The 256-nt window shown below is 62.5% G+C and carries 1 protein-coding gene; it reads left to right on the top strand.

Annotated elements, in window-relative coordinates; genetic code table 11:
• Window positions 1–256, top strand: a 256-nt coding sequence (locus SB725_RS32395) for an OprD family outer membrane porin (protein WP_410923603.1), incomplete at both ends; no start/stop codon positions are given.

Genomic DNA, 256 nt, shown 5'->3' on the forward strand with positions numbered 1-256 from the left:
TGTTCAACGGCAACTTCAGCAACGCCGGCGAGCGTTCGTGGCAGGTGCGTTATGACTATGACTTCGCCGCCTCGGGGATTCCCGGGCTGCTGGCCATGGTGCGCTACGGTCGTGGCGACAGCGCCACCACCAAGGTTGGCAATGACGGCCATGAGTGGGAGCGCGATACCGAGATCGGCTACACCCTGCAGAGCGGCACCTTGAAGAACCTCAGCCTGCGGCTGAACAACGCCACCAACCGACGCAGCTTCAACAG

The sequence above is a fragment of the Pseudomonas sp. SIMBA_041 genome (assembly GCF_046535095.1).
In the GTDB taxonomy this organism is placed as follows: domain Bacteria; phylum Pseudomonadota; class Gammaproteobacteria; order Pseudomonadales; family Pseudomonadaceae; genus Aquipseudomonas; species Aquipseudomonas mucoides.